The organism is Betaproteobacteria bacterium, assembly GCA_016791345.1.
In the GTDB taxonomy this organism is placed as follows: Bacteria; Pseudomonadota; Gammaproteobacteria; order Burkholderiales; family JAEUMW01; genus JAEUMW01.
The window spans coordinates 1-3,022 of the sequence record JAEUMW010000424.1; the positions used below are offsets into that span (position 1 = coordinate 1).

Here is a 3,022-nt window from a genome sequence, read left to right on the forward strand (position 1 = left end):
TCTTCGCTTCTTTCACGGGAGAACATCATGCCAAGCTGGTACGAAGACAATTCACACTCCATCGGGCATACGCCGCTGGTCCGACTCAACCGGGTCACCGACGGTGCGCCTGCGACGGTGCTCGCCAAGATCGAGGGACGCCACCCCGCATATTCGGTAAAGTGCCGCATCGGTGCGGCGATGATCTGGGAGGCTGAGCGTCAGGGCCTGCTCGGCCCGGGCAAGGAGATCGTGGAGCCCACCAGCGGGAACACCGGCATCGCACTCGCATTCGTCGCGGCGGCGCGCGGCACGCCGCTCACGCTGACGATGCCGGAGACCATGAGTCTGGAGCGGCGCAAGCTGCTGATCGCCTATGGCGCGAAACTGGTGCTGACGGAGGGCTCGCGCGGCATGAGCGGTGCGGTCGCGCGCGCCGAAGAGATCGCTGCGTCCGATCCCGAGCGCTACGTGCTGCTGCAGCAGTTCAAGAACCCCGCCAACCCGGCCATCCACGAGCAGACGACGGGTCCGGAAATCTGGGACGACACCGACGGAGCCGTCGACATCTTCGTGTCGGGCGTAGGCACGGGCGGCACCATCACGGGTGTGTCGCGCTACATCAAGCAGACCCGCGGCAAGCCCATCCGCTCCGTGGCGGTCGAGCCGGCGGCGAGTCCGGTGCTCACCCAGCGTCGCGCGGGCGAGCCGATCAAGCCGGCCCCGCACAAGATCCAGGGCATCGGCGCGGGCTTCGTTCCGGACGTGCTCGACCTGTCGCTGGTCGACGAGGTGCAGCAGGTCACCAACGAGGAGGCGATCCACTACGCGCAGCGGCTGGCGCGCGAGGAGGGGATCCTCTCCGGAATTTCCTGCGGCGCGGCGGTGGCGGCGGCGGTGCGCGTCGCGCAGCGTTCCGAGCACGCGGGCAAGACCATCGTCGTCATCCTGCCGGACTCGGGCGAGCGCTATCTGAGCACCGTGCTCTTCGATGGCGTGTTCGATGCCACCGGGCTCGGCGTCGCCGCGTGAGGGCAGCCTGAGTGAGTGCAGTGACAGGACCGCAAAGCACGCGCTGGAACATCGACGGGATCGTATCCGACCTGCGCGAGCTGCGCGTGCTATCGCTGGAGAGCCGGCAGCGGCGGGACCGGCCGCCCAAGCTGCCGTCGCGCAAGGTGCTGATCGCCGTCATCGAGGGGCTCGCCGCTGCGATGTTCCCGAATCGTCTGGGGCATCCCGGGCTCGGCGAGGAAGGCGTGGACTACTACGTCGGCCACACCCTCGATGTCGCGCTGCGCGGACTGCACGAGCAGGTGAACCGCGAACTGCAGTTCGCATCAGGGGAAGAGCACATCGCCCACGCCGATCGCGAGCGGGCGGTGGAGATCGTGCGCGCGTTTGCGTCGACGCTCCCGACCGTGCGTGCCTTGCTCGATACCGACATCATCGCCGCCTACGAGGGCGACCCGGCGGCGCGCAGCGTCGACGAAGTGCTGGTCTGTTATCCGGGCATCACCGCCATCACGCACCACCGGCTCGCGCACGAACTCAACCTCCTCCGCGTGCCGCTGATCGCACGCATGGTCGCGGAGATCGCGCATTCCGCCACCGGCATCGACATCCACCCGGGCGCGAGGATCGGCGAGAGCTTCTTCATCGATCACGGCACCGGCGTGGTCATCGGCGAGACCACGGTGATCGGCCGGCACGTGCGCCTGTATCAGGCGGTCACCCTCGGTGCGAAGCGCTTCGAAGTCGGCGAAGACGGTACGCTCGTCAAGGGCGCGGCGCGCCACCCGATCGTCGAGGACGACGTCGTCATCTACGCCGGCGCCACGATTCTGGGCCGGGTCACCATCGGGCGCGGCTCGACCATTGGCGGCAACGTCTGGCTCACCCGCAGCGTCCCGCCCGGCAGCAACGTCACCCAGGCGCAGGTGCGCAACGATTTGTTCGAGGGCGGCGCCGGCATCTGATCTCCCGGCCCTCACCGGCGGCCGCGCAGTTCCCGCAGGAAAAATCTTTCAACTCTGAGGAGAAGTAAATGGCGGAAAAGCAGGTTCACCTTGCACTCGGCGATGCGGCGGCACGGCAGCTCGCGAATTCCACCAAGACCGTCCCGCAGCTTGTCACCATCTCGCCGCGGTGGCTGGTGCATCTGCTGCCCTGGATCGGCGTCGAGGCGGGTATCTATCGACTCAACAAGGTGAAGGACGCCTCGCGCGTGCTGACCGCGTGTTCGCAGCGCGACGAACGCGATCTGCCCGAGACTTTCGTCGACTACGAGGAGAATCCGCGCGAGTATTTCCTGAGTGCAGTCACCACGGTGGTGGATGTGCACACGCGGGTGTCCGATCTCTACAGCAGCCCGCACGATCAGATCCAGCAGCAACTGCGGCTTGCCATCGAGACCATCAAGGAGCGGCAGGAAGACGAGCTCATCAATAACAAGGAATACGGCCTGCTGAACAACATCGTCCCGGACCAGCGCGTCAAGCCGCTCAGCGGCGCGCCGACGCCGGACGATCTCGACGAGTTGCTGACCCGCGTGTGGAAGGAGCCCGCGTTCTTCCTCGCCCATCCAGCTGCCATTGCCGCTTTCGGACGCGAGTGCACGCGCCGCGGCGTACCGCCTCCCACCGTCACCCTGTTCGGCTCGCCGTTCCTCACGTGGCGCGGCCTGCCTCTAGTGCCGACCAACAAGCTCGCGATCGAGCGCGGCAAGTCCAACATCCTGCTGCTGCGCACCGGCGAGCAGCGCCAGGGTGTGGTCGGGCTGTATCAACCCGGACTGCCGGGCGAGCAGGGCCTGGGACTGTCGGTCAAGTTCATGGGCATCAGCCGCAAGGCGATCGCCTCGTATCTCATCTCGCTCTACTGCTCGCTCGCCGTGCTCACCGAAGACGCGATCGCGGTGCTCGAGGGTGTCGAAGTCGGCAAGTATCACGATTACAAGCATGACTACCGGAAGTAAGCCAGACGCGCCGGGCGTGACCGGCATCACCCTGGCGCCGGGACTCGATGGCGTGCCTGCCGGCGT

Annotated in this window: 3 protein-coding genes; all 3 read left to right on the forward strand. The window is 66.8% G+C overall.

The features are described from left to right. Positions 1–27: 27 nt before the first annotated feature. The 3 genes from cysK (at position 28) to JNK68_16050 (ending at position 2,956) form a co-directional block, all read left to right on the forward strand. Positions 28–1,011 carry a cysteine synthase A gene (gene cysK / locus JNK68_16040; protein ID MBL8541854.1) on the forward strand — a complete coding sequence of 328 codons (984 nt, stop codon included), beginning with the start codon at positions 28–30 and terminating at the stop codon, positions 1,009–1,011. A gap of 20 nt (positions 1,012–1,031) precedes the next feature. Continuing rightward, the gene (locus JNK68_16045; GenBank protein ID MBL8541855.1) at positions 1,032–1,958 is read left to right on the forward strand and encodes a serine acetyltransferase; all 927 of its coding nucleotides are present in this window, start codon (positions 1,032–1,034) and stop codon (positions 1,956–1,958) included. 68 nt (positions 1,959–2,026) lie between these two features. Further along, the gene (locus JNK68_16050; protein MBL8541856.1) at positions 2,027–2,956 is read left to right on the forward strand and encodes a hypothetical protein; all 930 of its coding nucleotides are present in this window, start codon (positions 2,027–2,029) and stop codon (positions 2,954–2,956) included. Positions 2,957–3,022 lie beyond the last annotated feature (66 nt).